Source organism: Bradyrhizobium tropiciagri (genome assembly GCF_018130505.1).
Taxonomy (GTDB): domain Bacteria; phylum Pseudomonadota; class Alphaproteobacteria; order Rhizobiales; family Xanthobacteraceae; genus Bradyrhizobium; species Bradyrhizobium tropiciagri_B.
In genome coordinates this window covers 17,538-33,208 of record NZ_JAFCKH010000002.1, presented here as the reverse complement: position 1 = coordinate 33,208, position 15,671 = coordinate 17,538, and the positions used below count along the sequence as shown (strand labels likewise).

Here is a 15,671-nt window from a genome sequence, read left to right as displayed (position 1 = left end):
CCCGCGGCATCGCGATCAATTGTCGCAATTACCAACGATACTCCAAGCCGTTGACGGGCTTTTGCGGTGGTTTGATAATGGATTTTCCGTGGGGTAAGGTCGCCGGGGCGCAGGCTTGGATCGGCGCCATTTCATTTGGAATGCCGCGATCTGGATTGCCGCGATCATGAGAATCCGCCTTGCATTGCTCGCCACGCTGATTTTTTCGATCGCGTTGCCCGCTGCGTCCGTCGCCGCCGGCGATCGTTTCGCGCTGGTCATCGGCAACGCCAAATATCCGGACGCCGATGCGCCGCTGAAGGAGCCGATCAACGACGCGCGCGACGTCGCCGACGAGCTCAAGCGCGACGGCTTCACCGTCGAGGTCGGCGAGAACCTGACCGGCGACGGCATGCGCCGCGCCTTCGACAAGCTCTACGGCAAGATCAAGCCGGGTGCGGTCGCGCTGATCTTCTTCTCGGGCTACGGCATCCAGTCGAACCGGCAGAGCTACATGATCCCCGTCGACGCCCAGATCTGGGCCGAGGGCGACGTTCGCCGCGACGGCTTCAGCCTCGAGACCGTGCTCGGCGAGATCAACAGCCGCGGCGCCGGCGTCAAGATCGCCCTGATCGACGCCTCCCGGCGCAATCCGTTCGAGCGCCGCTTCCGCAGCTTCTCCGCAGGCCTCGCCCCCGTGATCGCGCCCAATGGAACATTGGTGATGTATTCGGCGGCGCTGTCGTCGGTGGTCTCCGACAATGGCAGCGACCACAGCCTGTTCGTGCGGGAACTGCTGAAGGAGATCCGCACCCCCGACCTGATGGCCGAGGAGACGCTGAACCGCACCCGGGTCGGGGTCACCCGCGCCTCGCGCCAGGAACAGGTGCCGTGGATTTCGTCGTCGCTGGCCGAGGATTTCTCCTTCAGCCCGAGCGGCGCGCCGCCGCCGGCAAACGCCGCACCCGCCGAGGCGACCGCAACACCGCCGGCGCCGCCCGCACCACCGGTTCAGACTGCGACAGCACCGGCATCTCCGCCGGCACCGCCCGCTGAAGCCGCGACGGCGCCTCCGCCGCCATCGCCCGCCCAGGCTGCAACGCCGCCGACGCCGCCTCCGGCTCCTCCCGCCCAGACGGCGACAGCTGCCACGCCGCCTGCGGCACCGCCTGCTCCACCCGCTCCGCCGCAGAAGCCGGCCGAGATCGCCCTGCCGCCACCGCCGCCTCCGGCGCCGACGGTGATCCAGACCGCTCCGGCGCAGCCTAATCCGACCGCCGTTGCGCTGGCCGACGATCCGACGATCAAGGGCCTGAGCGAGAAGCTGGACAAGAACCCGGACGACGCGGCCGCGCTGTACCGCCGCGGCCAGGTCTATGCCAGCAAGGGTGCCTATGAGCTCGCGGTGAAGGATTTCACCAATTCGCTGCGGCTGAACCCGAAGGACGTCGAGGCCTACAACAACCGCTGTTGGGTCCGCACCGTGATCGGTGACCTGCCGGCGGCGCTGAAGGACTGCAACGAGGCGCTGCGGCTGCGCCCGAATTTCGTCGACGCGCTCGACAGCCGCGGGCTGATGAACCTGAAGAGCGGCCAGAACAAGAACGCGATCGCCGATTTCGACGCGGCCCTGAAGATCAACCCGCGGCTGACCTCGTCGCTGTACGGACGCGGCCTCGCCAAGAAGCGCAACGGCGCGACCGCCGAGGGCGATCTCGATATCGCCAACGCCAAGGCGATGGACCCGAATATCGTGAAGGAATTCGCCGAATACGGCGTGCAATGACCATAAAATCGGGCGCCGGACTGCGGCCGACCTCGAACCGCGGATAAAATCAGGAGACAAACCAGAAGATGCATCCCGGCCGACGCCGGCGATCGATCCGACTGGTTATTTGTACGGCGCGGCCAGCGCGCAGGAGGGACCGACATGTTCAAGCCGTCCGCAACGACAGCGATGCTTTCGATCATGACCATGGCCGCCGTGCTGTCGCTCGGGACGGTGGCGGTGCGCGCCGCCGAGGACGTCACCGAGGACCAGATCCTGAGGGCGCTGTCGCCGGACAAGAAGCCGCTGACCCGCGGCCTGTCGGCGGGACCGCAGACCTCGCCCGGACTGAACGACGAGCAGGCCAAATTCGTGCAGAGCATCCGCGGCCGCGCCACGCGCTCGCTGTCCTCGGCCGAACGCGAGGAGATAGCGACCATCGTCCAGGACAGGCCGAAGATCGATCTCGAGATCAACTTCGACTACAACTCGGCCGATATCAGCGCGAAATCGCTGGCCTCGGTGCAGGCGCTCGGCCGCGCTCTGGTCAATCCCGAACTGAAGGGCTCGACCTTCGTGGTCGCCGGCCACACCGACGCCGCCGGCGGCGAAGATTACAATCAAGGCCTCTCCGAACGCCGCGCCGACGCCATCAAGCGCTATCTGGTCGACAAATACGGCATCAACGGCACCGACCTCGTCACCGTCGGCTACGGCAAGAGCAAGCTGAAGGACCCGGGCCATCCGATGGCGGAGGTGAACCGCCGCGTGCAGGTCGTGAACATGGAGAACAAGACCACCGCGTCCAAATAATGGCCTGGCGTGAAGGGCGTGGCGGGCCGGCTTTCTTTGAGGTTACAATGCGTTCCGCACCCGGCGGGACGCATTTGCTTTTGGCGAGGCTCGAAGTTCAGCCCCATGTGGACGCCGGGCGATCCATATGCTCAAGCAACGAGATGACGGGTGGGATGAGGTTTCGAGAATCGCGCATGACGTGCCAAGCTCTGGATTGATCCTGCGATGAAATTTTCCCAATACCTCAAGCCGGCGCTCGGCACGGTGTTCTTCGTCGGCGTTGTCGTCGCCTACTACGCGTTCGAGCATCGCTCGCATCCCGAGCCGAAGGAGACGCCGGGCCAGGCGCTGGTCGTGGTGACGAAATCGACCAATGCCTGCTTCTCCGACATGGTCCGCGTCACCGGCTTCATCGTGCCGCGCCGCGAGGCGCAGGTGAATGTCGACCAGGAGGGCTCCAAGGTCACCGACGTGCTGGTCCGCGAAGGCGACACCGTCACCGAAAACCAGGAGCTGGCGCGGCTCACGCCGCCGCCGCAGCAGGCCGCGCAGGGCAACACCAAGCCGATCTCGCTGCGCGCACCGGCGGCCGGCCTCGTCACCGAGGTACGCACCGCGCCCGGCGCACCGGCATCGCCGCAGGCGCCGCCGATGTTCAAGATCTCGATCAACAACGAGATCGAGCTCGACGCCGAGGTGCCGGGCTTCCAGCTGCTCAAGCTCAATCCCGGCGCCACGGTGCGGATCAGCCGGGATGACGCGCCCGACATGGTCGGCAAGGTGCGCCAGATCTCGCCGCAGATCGACCGCAATACCCAGCTCGGCCATGTCCGGATCTCCCTGAACAACAATCCGACGCTGAAGGTCGGCATGTTCGCGCGCGCCAATATCGACGCCAAACGCTCCTGCGGCGTCGCGGTGCCACGCACCGCGATCGACCGCCTGACGCTGCAGGTCGTGAAGGGCAACACGGTCGAGACCCGCCGGGTCCGCGTCGGGCTGACCTCGGAGACCTCGACCGAAATCCTCGAAGGCCTCGATGTCGGCGAAATCGTCGTGGCCGATGCTGGCACCTCGCTGCATGACGGCGACCAGATCCGGACCATGTTCGCCGACGAACTCGATCGCACCCGGTCACGGTAATCGGACACACCAATGGCTTTGAACATTTCGGCATGGTCGATCCGGAACCCGCTTCCCTCGATCGTCTTCTCGATCATCCTCCTGGCGCTTGGCTGGATCTCCTTCACCAAGCTCGCGGTAACGCGGCTGCCGAGCGCCGACATCCCGGTGATCTCGGTCGTGGTCTCGCAGTTCGGCGCCGCGCCGTCGGAACTTGAATCGCAGGTCACCAAGACGATCGAGGACGGCGTCTCCGGCGTCGAGGGCGTGCGCCACATCTCCTCGTCGATCACCGACGGCCTTTCCGTCACCACGATCCAGTTCGCGCTGGAGACCAACACCGACCGCGCACTGAACGACGTCAAGGATGCGGTGACGCGCGTGCGCGCCAACCTGCCGCAGAACGTCACCGAGCCGCTGATTCAGCGCGTCGACGTGATCGGCCTGCCGATCGTCACCTATGCCGCGATCTCGCCCGGCAAGACGCCGGAACAGCTGTCCTATTTCGTCGACGACGTGGTCAAGCGCGCGCTGCAGGGCGTGCGCGGCGTCGCCCAGGTCGAGCGCATCGGCGGTGTCGAGCGCGAGATCCTGGTCTCGCTCGATCCGGACAAGCTGCAGGCGGTGGGGCTCACCGCGGTCAATGTCAGCCAGATCCTGCGCGGCACCAATGTCGACGTCGCCGGCGGCCGCGCCGAGATCGGCAAGAACGACCAGGCGATCCGCACGCTGGCCGGCGCCAAGACGCTGAACGAGCTCGCCGGCACCATGATCCCGCTGTTCGGCGGCGGCGAGGTGCGGCTCGACGATCTCGGCACCGTCACCGACACCATCGCCGACCGCCGCACCTTCGCCCGTTTCAACGGCGAGCCGGTCGTGGCGCTCGGCATCAAGCGCTCCAAGGGCGCCAGCGACGTCGTGGTCGCCGCCGCGGTGCAGAAGCGCATCGAGGTGCTGAAGGCAGCCTATCCGGACGTCGACCTCAAGCTGATCGACACCTCGGTCGAATTCACCAAGGGCAATTACGAGGCGGCGATTTCCACCCTGTTCGAGGGCGCGATCCTCGCCGTCATCATCGTGCTGCTGTTCCTGCGCGACATCAGGGCGACGATCATCGCCGCGGTGTCGCTGCCGCTGTCGATCTTCCCGGCGTTCTGGGCGATGGACCTGCTCGGCTTCTCGCTCAACCTCGTCTCCTTCCTCGCCATCACGCTGTCGACCGGCATCCTGGTCGACGACGCCATCGTCGAGATCGAGAACATCGTCCGCCACATGCGGATGGGCAAGACGCCTTACCGCGCCGCGCTCGAAGCCGCCGACGAGATCGGCCTTGCGGTGATCGCGATCTCGCTCACGATCATTGCGATCTTCGCGCCGGCGAGCTTCATGTCGGGCATTGCCGGCCAGTTCTTCAAGCAGTTCGGCATCACCGTCTCGGTGCAGGTGTTCTTCTCGCTGCTCGCCGCGCGCTTCGTGACGCCGATGCTCGCTGCCTATTTCCTCAAGCACCATGCCCATGACGAACCGCCGCCGGGCTTTATCCTGCGCAACTATCACAGCCTCGTCTCCTGGTCGGTGAAGCATCATTTCATCACCGTGCTGGTCGGCTTCGCGGTGTTCGCCGCCTCGATCTGGAGCATCACGCTGCTGCCGCAGGGCTTCCTGCCGGCGCAGGACACCGCGCGCTCGCTGCTGGCGATGGAGCTGCCGCCCGGATCGCAGCTGGCCTATACCGAGAAGGTCACCGAGGAGATCGTGGCGCGGCTGCGCAAGCGGCCCGAGGTCCGAAGCGTCTTCGTCGACGGCGGCCGCGTGCCGCCGGGCACCCAGGAGGTGCGCCGTGCCGCGCTGATCATCAACTACACGCCGAAGGCCGACCGCAAGATCACCCAGCGCGCGCTCGAGCTTTCGATCAGCAGGGAGCTCGAGAACGTCCCCGACATCAGGTTCTGGTTCCTCGACGAGAACGGCCTGCGCGCGATCTCGCTCGTCGTCACCGGCACCGACAGCAACATCGTCAACAACGTCGCCAGCGAGCTGGCGACGCAGATGAAGCGGATCCCGATCATCGCCAACGTGATCTCGGAGACCGCGCTCGACCGGCCCGAGTTGCGCATTCGTCCGCGCGCCGAGCTGGCGGCACGGCTCGGCGTCTCGACCGAGAGCCTGTCGCAGACCATCCGCGTTGCGACGATAGGCGATGTCGGGCCGGCGCTGGCGAAATTCGACGCCGGCGACCGCCAGGTGCCGATCCGCGTCCAGCTCGAGGACAACGCGCGCAGCGACCTGCAGATGCTCGAGCAACTGCGCGTGCCGCTCGGCCAGCGCGGCGAACGCGGTGGCGTGCCGCTGTCCGTCATCGCCGACATCCAGCTCGACCAGGGGCCGACCAGCATCAACCGCTACGACCGAGAGCGGCAGGCAACGGTCGCCGCGGACCTCGTCGGCACCGCCGCGCTCGGCGACGCCACCAAGCTGATCTACGACCTTCCCGTGATGAAGAGCCTGCCCAAGGGCGTGAAGGTCTCGCCATCCGGCGACGCCGAGAGCCTCAATGAACTGTCCGACGGCTTCGCCACCGCGATCACCGCCGGCCTGATGATGGTCTATGCGGTGCTGGTGCTGCTGTTCGGCACCTTCCTGCAGCCGATCACCATCCTGTTCTCGCTTCCGCTGTCGATCGGCGGCGCGATCGGCGCGCTGCTGCTCACCGGCAAGCAGCTCACCACGCCGGTTTGGATCGGCATCCTGATGCTGATGGGCATCGTCACCAAGAACGCCATCATGCTGGTGGAGTTCGCGATCGAGGCGATCCGCGACGGCAAGACCCGCGAGGACGCGATGATCGACGCCGGCATGAAGCGCGCGCGCCCGATCGTGATGACCACGATCGCGATGGTCGCGGGCATGATGCCCTCGGCGCTGGCATTCGGCGCCGGCGGTGAATTCCGCTCGCCGATGGCGCTGGCGGTGATCGGCGGCCTGCTGTTCTCGACGGTGCTGTCGCTGGTGTTCGTGCCGGCGATGTTCATGGTGATGGACGATATCGGCAATTTGTTCTGGCGCTTCGGCAAGCGGCTGGTGGTGTCTCACGCCGACCACGAGCTGACCCCGACCGACCACGATCAGAAGCCGCCCTCCAAGGGCCCGCCCGGCATGGTGTCGCCCGCGGCCGAGTGACGTCGTCGGGAGATTTCACCTCTGCAGGAATCAAAACCCCCGCGGTCAACGGGAGGACCGCAGGGGTTTGCAGGTGGATGACGCGAGGCCGGCAAGCCGGGTGTCGCCTCAAGGACCCGCACGTCAAATCAAAGCGATCCGGACCGGTTCCCGCAAGCGAGTCTTTTGTGCACTCGGCCGCGCATTGCATACGCAATTGCGCGACGCGATTCCATTTTGCCGCGCGCGTGCACGCCGCATTCAATCGTTGCGTGCCACCGCGGTCAGCTTGGTCATGTTGTGCAGCAGGATGCGGCCGCGCTGCAGGTCGACAATGCCGTCCCGGCGCCAGCTCTGCAGCTGGCGGTTGACGCTCTCGCGCGCGGCGCCGACGAACACACCGAGCTGCTCCTGCGAGATGTGCACCTCGGAACCGAAATCCTCGGCCAGCGCGCACAGCCGCCGCGCCAGCCGCACCGGCAGCGGCTGCAGCACGGATTCTTCCATCCGCTCGCTCTGCCAGCGGATGCGCTGGCACAGCAATTCGATCAGCTTCACCGCGACCTTCGGCTCGCGCTCGAGGAAGCTGAGGAAATCCTCCCGCCGCAGCACGAACAATTCGCTGGTCTCGGCCGCGGTCGCATCCGCGGTGCGGTCCTGGCCGTCGAGCACCGCGACCTCACCGAACAGGTCGCCGGGGCCCATGAAATTCAGCGTCAGCCGGCTGCCGTCGGAGGCGCCGGTCTCGATGCGGATCTGGCCGCGGCGGACCCCGAACAGGGCATCGCCGGGATCGCCCTTCTGGAACAGCATTTCGCCGGTGGCGACCTGCTGGGTGTGACAAAGATTTGAGAGCCGCTGCAATTCGTCCGCGCCGATATCCGCGAACATGGGGTTCATCTTCAAAATGACCGCAAATTCGGCCTGTTTGCTCATTGTACTGCCTTCCAAATCGATTTCTGCGCAGTCCCCGCCACGCGGTTAGCAAAATTCACCCTCATGGAAGTGTGTCAGGGATCACATAAGTTCATGCCGGGACCGGATTATTTTTCCGGACGTTGGTGCAAGGTCCCGTTTGCGGGGATAATTGCGTCTGGCCGGCTTCACCCGCCCGCGATGCAACCGATCTGATGCCGCCTGCCGGGTCTGGAACGACGACATGAGAGCACTGAAACTTGCCGGGGCCGCCCTCGCCGCGGTGGCCGTGATCATCGCGCTGCTTGTCCTGGTCGGGATTCCGTCCGGATTCCTGACTTCGGCGATCACCGCGCGCGTCGAGCGCGCGACCGGCTACAAGCTCGTCGTCAACGGCGGCGCCAGGATCGCGCTTGGGCCGACGGTCAGCATCACGCTGCGCGACGTCGTGCTGCAGGATCCCGCTGAGCGCGAGGCCAACAACCGCTTCGCTGCTGATAGCGTCGAGGCCGAGCTGACGCTGTCGAGCCTTTGGTCGGGCCAGCCCGACATCACCGACCTCGTCATCACCAGGCCCGTGGTCAATCTGCCGCTGCAGCGCGAACGCACCCGCGATCATAATCCGCCGGCGAAGTCCTCCTCCGGCGCGGGCGGCGTCACGATCCGGCATGTCGGCGTCAGCGACGGCACCATCATCTTCTCCAACATTCGCGACCGGATCGAACGCCGGATCGAGGCGCTCAATGCCGATGCGACGTTCGGCGACGACCGCAAGATCGTCGTGACGGGCAACGCGCGCGCCGGCGACCAGCCGCTGAAACTCGAGATCCGCGCCACCGCGCCTCCGCCGCCACTTGAGCGTCAGAACGTGCCGGCCGAGATCAATATCGATGCACCGGGCCTGCTGCCCGCCGCGCTGAAGGCCAATGCAGAAGTACGGCTGAACGGCACGGTCGTGATGTTCAACGGCGTGTCGGGCACGCTCGGCGACGGCGGCTTCACCGGCTGGGCCTCGGTCGATCTCGCCAGCAACAAGCCGCTGGTCAAGCTCGATCTCGACTTCCAACGCATCGCGCTCGCAGGACCAAGCCGGCCTGACAGTACGGGGCAGGCGCAGGGCACCAACACGTGGAGCAACGCCACGATCGACCTCACAGGGCTGAACTATGTCGACGCGCAGGCGCGCATCTCGGCGTCGGAAGTCGTGATCGGCGATGGTCGGTTTGCACCGGCCGCCATCGACGCGACGCTGAATAGCGGCGTGCTGAAGAGCCGGCTCACCAATCTCGGCGCTTATGAAGGGACCGCAAACGGCGACCTCAGCATCGACGTCACCGCGGCTGATCCAACTTACGCGCTGCAGCTCGATCTCGCCGGCGTGCGCGCGTTGCCGGTGCTCAAAAACCTTGCCGCGTTCGACAAGCTGGACGGCAAGATGCAGGCGAAGATTTCGCTGCACGCGCAGGGGACGAGCGAGCGCGCCATCGTCGGCAATCTCGGCGGCACTGCATTCGCCGTGTTCCAGGACGGCAAGATCCTCGGCCTCAACGTCGCGCAGATGATCCGCAACCTCACCGCCAGCACCCTGTCGGGCTGGCAGGAGAGCCAGGAATTGTCGACGGACCTCAGCCAGCTCTCGGCGTCGTTCAAGATCGACAAGGGCCAGGCCGTCACCACCGACCTCAACCTGATCGGCCCGCTGGTGAAGATGACCGGCGTCGGCACCATCGATCTCAACACCAGGCAGGTCGGGTTCCGCGTCGATCCGCAATTGGTGATGACGACCGAGGGCCAGGGCCGCGCCGGCAATCCGGTCGGCTTCGGCATTCCGGTGATGATCGAGGGTCCCTGGGTGTCCCCGCGCATCTATCCGGAGATGCAGGGCATGCTCGACAACCCCGAGGCGGCCTATGCCAGGCTGAAAGAGATGGGCAAGGGCCTGTTCGGGCCGAACGGCCAGGGTCTGAGCGGCCTCACCAACCTGCTCAACGGCGTGCAAGGCGGCGGCAACGCCGCGCAGCCGGGCAGCAGCGGCCAGCCGCCGGACGGTGACGCAGGCCAGGGCAACCCGCTCGGCGGCCAGCTCGGCGAGACCATCGGCAATCTGCTGCAGCAGGGCCTCTCCACCCTGAATCAGGGCAGCGGCACGTCGCGTCCGAGACGCAGCGTGGCACCACCCGCCCCTACCGCCGACCAGCCCGCGCCGGCCCCGCCGGCCGCCCCGCCCGCGGCTGAACCCGCGACCCCGGACAATCCGGCGATGAACGAGGTGCTGCGGCAGCTCTTCAACCGCTGACGCACTCCGACATCCCCAGCTAACCATGCGGCCGGCGGGGGCCGCCTTTGCCCGCCGATCCGTGCTAAACAGCACGGATAAGTGCGGCGCACCCGTGGAAGGGGCGGACGAGGCTGGATGAACGGGGTTGAGAACAAGGGCTGGTTCCTGCGCGGGGGCTTGTTCGCCAAATACGTCCTCGCCCTGGTCGGCCTCGTCGTGTTCGTGCTCGCGGTCAACGGCGCGCTCGAGACCTGGATCAGCTATCGCGGCATCAAGAGCACGCTCACCGATGCGATGAGCGAGAAGGCTGACGCCACCGCAAAACGCATCGAGCAGGCGGCCGCCGATCTCGAGCGCCAGATCTCCTGGGTGACGCGCGCCTCCTCCAACACCATCGAGCTGCGCCGCGCCGACTACGCCCAGCTGCTCGGCCAGGTGCCGGCCGTGAACCAGCTCACTTTGATCAACGGCAGCGGCCGCGAGGTGCTGCGGCTGTCGCGGCAGAGCACGACGCTGAACTCCAACGCCGACTTCTCGCGCGATGCCAGATTCACCGAGACCATCAGAAGCGGCACCGCGTTCGCGCCGGCCTATTTCCGCGACGCGCGGCCTTATCTTGCGATCGGCGAGCAGCATTCCGGCATCAATGCCGGCGTCACCGTGGCCGAGATCGATCTGCGCTTCCTCGGCAGCTATTTCGGCGATTCCCAGGTCGGCCGCCTCGCGCTGGCCTATGTCGTCGACGGCAAGGGCCGCGTGCTGGCGACGTCGTCGCGCGGCCCCGAGATCGGCAAGGACCTCTCCGCGCTGCCGCAGGTCGCAGCCCTGCTCGCCTCGCCCGGTGCCGCCGTCGGCTCCGGCACCGACGGCGACGGGCACGCGGTACTGACCGCGGCCGCCGCGGTGCCGAGCCTCGGCTGGTCGGTGCTCTACGAACAGCCGACCGCGCAGGCGCTGTCCCCGGTCCGCGACCAGCTGGTGCGCATCGCGCTGTTGATTGCGCTCGGCCTCGTGGTCGCGATCATCGCTGGAACGATCCTCGCACGGCGCATGCTGGTCCCGATCACCGCGCTCAACACCGGCGCGCGGCGGCTGGGCGCCGGCGACTTCGGCCACCGCATCGAGGTCAAGACATCGGACGAGCTGGAAGAGCTCGCCGGCCAGTTCAACAGCATGGCCGGCCAGCTCGCCGAGACCTATTCCGGCCTCGAGGCCAAGGTGAAGGAGCGCACGCGCGACCTCGCGCAATCGAACAACGAGCTGAAGGTGCTGGAAGAGGTCGGCCGCGCGGTCGCCTCCTCGCTCGACCTCAACGCGGTGCTGCCGACGGTCGCCGCCCGCGCGCTGGAGATCACCCACGCCGATGCCGTGCTGATCTATGGCTACGACGCCGCGCGGCGCAGCTTCACGCTGACGCAATCGATCGGCATCGACGTCGTGGCCGAGGGCCGGCATCGCGCGATCGAAGCGAGCGGCAGCGCACTCGGCGAAGCCGCGGCGAACGGGGAGCCGCTGGCGATCCCCGACCTCGAAGCCAGCAACGACCATCCGCTGCGCGACGTCGTGGTCGGCGCCGGCTTCCATGCCGTGCTGGTCGTGCCGCTGGTCGACCAGCAGGGCGTGCTCGGCGCGCTGGTGGTGCTGCGCAAGGCAGCCGGCGATTTCCCCGGCAGCCTGATCGGCCTGATGAAGACGTTTGCGCACCAGGCGGTGCTGGCGATGCGCAACGCGCGGCTGTTCACCGAAGTCGACCAGAAGAGCCACGCACTGGAGGAGGCCAACAGCATCGTCCGCGAGCAGGCCGACAAGCTGCGCGAGCAGACCGAGCAGCTCAAGGACTGGAACAGGTCGCTGGAGCAGCGGGTCGAGACCCAGCTCGGCGAGCTCGAGCGCACCCGCCGGCTGGAGCGCTTCCTGGCGCCGCAGGTGGCGCAGCTGATCGCCTCATCCGACAATCCCGAGGGACTGCTCGACAGCCACCGCCGCGAGGTGACGGTGGTGTTCTGCGACCTGCGTGGCTTCACGGCGTTCACCGAGGCGACCGAGCCGGAAGAGGCGATGAACGTGCTGCGCGAATATCACGCCGCGCTCGGCAAGCTGATCTTCAAATACGAGGGCACACTCGACAAATATGCCGGCGACGGCGTGATGATCCTGTTCAACGCGCCGATCCTGCTCAAGGACCACACCGCGCGCGCCGTGCAGATGGCGGTCGAGATGCGCGACGTCATCGGCCCGCTCACCGAGCGCTGGCGCAACCGCGGCCACAGCCTCGGCTTTGGCATCGGCATCGCAGTCGGCTACGCCACGCTCGGCCAGGTCGGCTTCGAGCAGCGGCTGGAATACGCCGCGATCGGCAGCGTCACCAACCTCGCCTCCCGCCTCTGTGGCGAAGCCAAGCCGAACCAGATCGTGGTGAGCCGAAGGGTCTACGGCACCGTCGAGCCGCTCGTCGAGGGCCGCCCGATCGACGATCTCATCGTGAAGGGATTCAATCATCCGGTGCTGGCAGCGGAGATCCTGCGCTGGAAAGGTGAGCCATCAGCGGAAGCGGCGGCGGAGTAGCCACGTCCTGTCCACGCCGTCCCGCAGGGGCGCGCCGCCAAAACAGCGAAAACAACCCCATGCAAAGTAGCCGGCGGCATCCGCATTCGACCAGGCTCTTGACACGTCGGGCAACTCAGGAGCATTATTCCAATATTCCGAAATCATGCCAACTAGGCCGTTGACCCTTCGAGACGTGTTGCGCGCTCCTCCAGCGACAAAGGCGAAGCCTTTGCTCCGGGGTGACGGGACACAGAACTGAGTGACGCGACTTGGGATAGCGTGCGCGGCGCAAAGAGCGCGGCATTATGCCCATTGTGAACAGTCTCACACGGCAACCCCCGCGAGCACGATAGTATCCACGCACCCCACAACGGAGGCGACCCATGGCTATCGTGCGTAACGGCATCACCTTCATGACCGCCGAGGAAGCCCGCGACCCCAACAACCCGGCCAACCAGGCCCTGAAGGCAGTCAATCTCGGCGACGTGCGGTTTCCCAACGGCTTCTTCATCCGCGACGATAACGGCAAGAAGTATGTCGAGCCTGCGACCTGGGAGGACCGCCTCAAGGTGCTGCGCACGGCGATGCCGGATTTCCCCGATGTCGCTCCGGTCGAGATGGCCGCCTGCCACCACATCGGCGACGAGAGCTGCGGCAACGGCTGCGGCAAACTCTCGCCCGAATTCCGCTGCCTGAAGATCCACGACCCGAGCATCCCGTTCTACGGCTGCGGCTGCGTCAACTTCTTCTGAAGCGGTAAGCGAACGTCTCTCCCCTCGTCGTCCCGGGCAAGCGAAGCGCGACCCGGGACCCATACGTTGCCAAAGCGGGCTGTGGCCCCAGCATAACGTCACCATGAACAGCGTGGTTATGGGTCCCTGCTTCAGCAGGGACGACACCAGGCAAGCGGACTTGTCCTGGCGCTGCTCGCAGGCTGGCCGCCCATCCGACCATCTGCTAATCAGGGACGGCATATTTCCGGGAAATGATCCGCCGATGACGTCACGGTTTACGCGCGCCTCCGCTCTCGCCGCTTGCGCGCTGCTGTTCGCCGCGCACCCCGCCCTCGCGGCCGGCGAATCCGACGCCGCGCCTAAAGGCGCCGCGGTCACCGTGCTGAAGGCCTCCAAATTCTGCTTCGACAATATCGCCGAGGTCACCGGGTTCGTGCTGCCGCGTGATGAGCAGCAGGTGCGGCCTGATCGGTTCGGGCTGAAGGTGGCGGAGGTGATGGTCGATGCGGGGGACACGGTCAGCGCGGGACAGGCGCTGGCGCGGCTGACGGATGGGGCCAATTCGGTCAACGTCACGGCGCCGGTGGCGGGGACGGTGTCGGCATCGACGGCGGTGGTCGGCGCGCCGGCCTCCGGCAAGGGCGAGGCGCTGTTCTCGATCATCGCCAAGAGCGAGTATGACCTCGTCGGCATGGTGCCGACCCGCGACATCGCGAAATTGAAGGCCGACCAGACGGCGCGGATCAAGATCTCGGGCGCCGGCGAGCTCGACGGCAAGGTGCGGCGGATCGCGCCGACGATCGAGCCGAACAGCCAGCTCGGCCAGGTGTTCGTGGCGATCGGCGCGAGCCGCAAGCTGCTGGTGAACTCGAGCGGCCGCGCGCAGATCAAGACCGGGCAGAGCTGCGGTGTCGCGGTGCCGCTGACCGCGATTCTCTATTCCACCGCCGGCACCGTGGTGCAGGTGGTGCGCGGCGGCCGCGTCGAGACGCGGCGGGTGGAGACCGGGCTGATGTCGGCCGGACAGGTCGAGATCCGCGACGGCGTGCAGGAAGGCGACATCGTGGTCGCCCGCGCCGGCGCGCTGCTGCGCGAGGGCGATCCGGTGCGGCCGGTGGGGGACAGCGCGGCGAAGTAGCGAATAGGGATTTGTAGCCCGGATGGAGCGCAGCGCAATCCGGGGGTTTTTCACGCGCGGACGCACGGTTCCCGGATTTCGCTTCGCTGCATCCGGGCTACGAAGCGGGCCGTGCGGAGAGATATCGCCGGGACGACAGCAGAGAGAAAAGCGGCCTCAGCTGCCGAGCTTGACGTCTTCCAGCAGCGACGAGGACACGCTCGGCACCTGCTCGCCTTCGCTTGCGCGGGTGACGGCGAGGCGGGTCTTGTTGAAGGCGGATTCGGCGCCGGCGTCGCCGGTGAGGTTGTTGAGCAGCTCGGCGACCAGCGCGCTGTTCGGGGAACGGGCGTCGTCGACCACCTTGCCCGGCGCGGCCGAACTCAGCACCAGCGTGTTCTCGGGCGGCGAGATCGGGGCGAGGCCGTGCGAATACGAACGGAAACGGCGCTCATAGGGATTGCGCCTGGAGGCATCGAGCACCACCAGCTTGGTCTTGGCGCCCTGCTCCTTCATCGCGTCGAGCACCGCCTCGACGCTGACGCCGGTGCGCTTGACGTCGGCTTCCTTCCAGATCGTGGCGTCCACCGGGATCATGTAGCTGTCGCGGCCGGCCTGCACGCCGTAGCCGCCGAAGAACAGCATCACCACAGTGTCGGGACGAATCTTGGCCTTCATGCGCTCGACCGCGCGCAGCATGTCGTCGCGGGTCGCGTCCTCGACCATGTCGACGTCAAAACCCTCATGGCGCAGGCGGGCCGACAGCGTGCGGGCGTCATTGATCGGCTGGGTGAGCGGGGCGGCGGCGTCGGGATAGTGGCCGTTGCCGATCACCAGCGCGAGGCGGGGAGCGCCGACGGCGATGCTGCCGGTGTGCTCGGTAGCGACGGTCTTGGCAGCCTCGAGCGGACGCTTGTTCAGCGCGGCATGGGCGCCGATCGCCAGCGACACGGTGCCGGCCACCGCGACGCCGACCGCGATGGTGCGGCGGGAAATGCGAAGCTGCCTAAGGTTCATGGCGTTCCTGGTCCCAATCATTTTCCCGAAGGCGCTTCCAGTTAAGGCGGCGCCTGTTAGTCACTTCAATCACAGTCAGGTTTAATGGGGTTGTGGGGTCTGTGCCGTTGAATTGGTCTCAATTTGCGGCGCCGCAACAAACACTCCCTTAACCCGGCCGGGCCCCTGGGGCAACCCGATTTGGCGCATGCGGCCGACCGGCAGAGAGACTTGACGCGGTTAAGATCCCGTTATGTGACC

At 66.6% G+C, this 15,671-nt stretch carries 10 protein-coding genes; 8 read left to right on the top strand and 2 right to left on the bottom strand.

The genetic code is table 11. From position 1 onward, the window contains the following. The first annotated feature begins 166 nt into the window (after positions 1–166). The 4 genes from JQ633_RS04510 to JQ633_RS04495 all read left to right on the top strand — a co-directional run bounded on the left by JQ633_RS04510 (position 167) and on the right by JQ633_RS04495 (position 6,844). Positions 167–1,765 carry a caspase family protein gene (locus tag JQ633_RS04510; RefSeq protein WP_211982895.1) on the top strand — a complete coding sequence of 533 codons (1,599 nt, stop codon included), beginning with the start codon at positions 167–169 and terminating at the stop codon, positions 1,763–1,765. 144 nt (positions 1,766–1,909) lie between these two features. Beyond that, the gene (locus JQ633_RS04505; protein ID WP_211982894.1) at positions 1,910–2,560 is read left to right on the top strand and encodes an OmpA family protein; all 651 of its coding nucleotides are present in this window, start codon (positions 1,910–1,912) and stop codon (positions 2,558–2,560) included. 207 nt (positions 2,561–2,767) lie between these two features. Then, entirely contained in the window at positions 2,768–3,685 is a 918-nt protein-coding gene (locus JQ633_RS04500) for an efflux RND transporter periplasmic adaptor subunit (RefSeq protein ID WP_211982892.1), read from the top strand. Positions 3,686–3,697: 12 nt separating this feature from the next. Then, positions 3,698–6,844, top strand: coding sequence for an efflux RND transporter permease subunit (locus JQ633_RS04495; protein WP_211982890.1), 3,147 nt, complete (start codon positions 3,698–3,700; stop codon positions 6,842–6,844). Between the two features lie 240 nt (positions 6,845–7,084). On the opposite strand, the gene JQ633_RS04490 is transcribed toward JQ633_RS04495, so the two are convergent. Continuing rightward, on the bottom strand, positions 7,085–7,759 hold the full coding sequence (locus JQ633_RS04490; protein ID WP_211982888.1) for a Crp/Fnr family transcriptional regulator: 675 nt from the start codon (positions 7,757–7,759) through the stop codon (positions 7,085–7,087). Positions 7,760–7,982: 223 nt separating this feature from the next. Between JQ633_RS04490 and JQ633_RS04485 the strand changes: the two genes are divergently transcribed. The 4 genes from JQ633_RS04485 to JQ633_RS04470 all read left to right on the top strand — a co-directional run bounded on the left by JQ633_RS04485 (position 7,983) and on the right by JQ633_RS04470 (position 14,435). After that, a complete protein-coding gene (locus JQ633_RS04485) occupies positions 7,983–10,034 on the top strand; it encodes an AsmA family protein (protein WP_211982886.1) in 2,052 nt (683 codons plus the stop codon). 117 nt (positions 10,035–10,151) lie between these two features. Next, positions 10,152–12,581 carry an adenylate/guanylate cyclase domain-containing protein gene (locus JQ633_RS04480; RefSeq protein ID WP_211982884.1) on the top strand — a complete coding sequence of 810 codons (2,430 nt, stop codon included), beginning with the start codon at positions 10,152–10,154 and terminating at the stop codon, positions 12,579–12,581. A gap of 365 nt (positions 12,582–12,946) precedes the next feature. Then, on the top strand, positions 12,947–13,315 hold the full coding sequence (locus JQ633_RS04475; protein WP_211982882.1) for a hypothetical protein: 369 nt from the start codon (positions 12,947–12,949) through the stop codon (positions 13,313–13,315). A gap of 244 nt (positions 13,316–13,559) precedes the next feature. Further along, positions 13,560–14,435: an efflux RND transporter periplasmic adaptor subunit gene (locus JQ633_RS04470; RefSeq protein WP_211982880.1), complete on the top strand. Its 876-nt coding sequence runs from the start codon at positions 13,560–13,562 to the stop codon at positions 14,433–14,435. Positions 14,436–14,591: 156 nt separating this feature from the next. Here the strand turns inward: JQ633_RS04470 and JQ633_RS04465 are convergent, their stop codons facing one another. After that, the gene (locus tag JQ633_RS04465) at positions 14,592–15,431 is read right to left on the bottom strand and encodes a caspase family protein (RefSeq protein WP_211982878.1); all 840 of its coding nucleotides are present in this window, start codon (positions 15,429–15,431) and stop codon (positions 14,592–14,594) included. Positions 15,432–15,671: the final 240 nt, after the last annotated feature.

Bases quoted from the DNA above. Each gene is read 5' to 3' on its own strand.
- JQ633_RS04465 (WP_211982878.1), bottom strand. From the start codon at position 15,431: ATGAACCTTAGGCAGCTTCGCATTTCCCGCCGCACCATCGCGGTCGGC.
- JQ633_RS04495 (WP_211982890.1), top strand. From the start codon at position 3,698: ATGGCTTTGAACATTTCGGCATGGTCGATCCGGAACCCGCTTCCCTCG.
- JQ633_RS04490 (WP_211982888.1), bottom strand. From the start codon at position 7,759: ATGAGCAAACAGGCCGAATTTGCGGTCATTTTGAAGATGAACCCCATG.
- JQ633_RS04510 (WP_211982895.1), top strand. From the start codon at position 167: ATGAGAATCCGCCTTGCATTGCTCGCCACGCTGATTTTTTCGATCGCG.
- JQ633_RS04485 (WP_211982886.1), top strand. From the start codon at position 7,983: ATGAGAGCACTGAAACTTGCCGGGGCCGCCCTCGCCGCGGTGGCCGTG.
- JQ633_RS04475 (WP_211982882.1), top strand. From the start codon at position 12,947: ATGGCTATCGTGCGTAACGGCATCACCTTCATGACCGCCGAGGAAGCC.
- JQ633_RS04480 (WP_211982884.1), top strand. From the start codon at position 10,152: ATGAACGGGGTTGAGAACAAGGGCTGGTTCCTGCGCGGGGGCTTGTTC.
- JQ633_RS04470 (WP_211982880.1), top strand. From the start codon at position 13,560: ATGACGTCACGGTTTACGCGCGCCTCCGCTCTCGCCGCTTGCGCGCTG.
- JQ633_RS04500 (WP_211982892.1), top strand. From the start codon at position 2,768: ATGAAATTTTCCCAATACCTCAAGCCGGCGCTCGGCACGGTGTTCTTC.
- JQ633_RS04505 (WP_211982894.1), top strand. From the start codon at position 1,910: ATGTTCAAGCCGTCCGCAACGACAGCGATGCTTTCGATCATGACCATG.